Here is a 1,239-nt window from a genome sequence, read left to right on the forward strand (position 1 = left end):
TGCGGATTCCGACGTGAAGCCGGCGGGCATTCCGATCAATTGTCGGCCACCGTTCCGATCTGAAGCCGGCCGCGATTCCGATCAATAACCGGCCGGGAGGGGCCGCGACGAACCTGCCCTGGGTCAGCAACTTTGGCATCAAGCGCCTCGTGAAGAACGAGGAGTGGCTGGATGCCGGCAAAGAGAAGGCTGACCATGAGACAACTGAGACAAATGCTGCGGCTTGCCGGAGGCGGAAGCAGCGCCCGCGAGATTGCGGTGATACTGGGGATCGCCCGCAGCACCGTCCAGGATAACCTGAAGCGCGCCGCGGCGGCGGGGCTGAGCTGGCCGTTGCCCGGGGATTTGACGGACGATGCGCTCCAGCGCAGGCTGTTCGCCCGTGCCGGCGTCAAGCAGGGCGCGCGGCGCCGTCCCGAGCCCAATTGGGCCGATCTTGCCGTCGAGCTGAAGAAGCCCGGCGTCACGCTGCTCATTCTTTGGGAGGAGTACCGCGCCGTCCATCCCGACGGCTATGGCTACAGCCGCTTCTGCGAGCTCTTTCGCAATTTTGAGCAGCGGCTGTCGCCGACGATGCGGCAGGAGCATGCCGCCGGCGACAAGGTCTTCGTCGACTATTCCGGCAAGAAGATCGCAATCGTCGATCGCCGCACCGGCGAGATCCGCCAAGCCGAGCTCTTCATCGGCGCTCTCGGTGCCTCCGGTCTCGCCTATGCGGAGGCAAGCTGGACCCAGACATTGCCCGACTGGATCGGCGCGCATGTGCGCATGTTCCGCCTCTTCGGCGGCGTCCCGCGCCTGATCGTTCCCGACAATCTAAAGGCGGGCGTCAACCGGGCGAGCTTCTATGACCCGGAGATTAACCGCAGCTACGGCATGATGGCGGCCCATTACGGCGTCGGCGTGCTGCCAGCGCGGCCGCGGCGTCCGAAGGACAAGGCAAAGGTCGAGAACACGGTGCGCTTTGCCCAGAGCTGCATCCTTGGCCGGCTGCGTAAGCAGACCTTCTTCTCGCTCGCCGAAGCCAATGCGGCCATTGCCGAAGCACTGGACCGCATCAACGATCACGTCATGCGACGGCTCGGCGTCAGCCGCCGTCATCTTTTCCAGACAATAGAGCGCGCCGCGCTCGCGCCCCTACCGGCAGAGGACTACGAGTTCGCCGAATGGCGGCTTGCCCGGGTCTCCACGGATTATCATGTCGAGTTCGACCGCTTCTTCTATTCCGTGCCGCACCGG

The 1,239-nt window shown here is 64.6% G+C and carries 1 protein-coding gene; it reads left to right on the forward strand.

Going from position 1 to position 1,239, the window contains the following annotated elements:
* Positions 1 to 195: 195 nt before the first annotated feature.
* Positions 196 to 1,239: IS21 family transposase (istA, locus tag GGD61_RS40155; protein WP_246786233.1), on the forward strand; the 1,044-nt coding region annotated here is incomplete at its 3' end.

Origin of the sequence: Bradyrhizobium sp. SBR1B (assembly GCF_014198205.1) — a bacterium.
Taxonomy (GTDB): Bacteria; Pseudomonadota; Alphaproteobacteria; order Rhizobiales; family Xanthobacteraceae; genus Bradyrhizobium.